The organism is Oleiphilus sp. HI0125, assembly GCF_001635355.1.
This window is the reverse complement of the sequence record NZ_LWGF01000450.1, coordinates 1-203: the sequence shown is the minus strand read 5'-3', so window position 1 is coordinate 203 and position 203 is coordinate 1. Positions and strand designations below refer to the sequence as shown.

Below are 203 nucleotides of genomic sequence, written 5' to 3'. Positions count from 1 at the left end.
GCGCGTATTATTCAGTATCGCAACAAAATCGCATCGGTCGACCAGCAACTAAAAGAAGCGCGATTTATAAAATCTCTGACTCAAGAATTTGACGCTCTACTATTCATCAATGACTCGATTGAACTTTGCCTTGCCGCAAATGCTGACGGCGTTCATCTAGGCCAAAATGACGACAAAATTAGCTCTGCAAAACAGCAATTAGG

General features: G+C 42.4%; 1 protein-coding gene. It reads left to right on the top strand.

Annotation, left to right across the window (positions count from 1 at the left end):
* Window positions 1-203, top strand: a 203-nt coding sequence (locus A3762_RS06010) for a thiamine phosphate synthase (RefSeq protein ID WP_197469061.1), incomplete at both ends; no start/stop codon positions are given.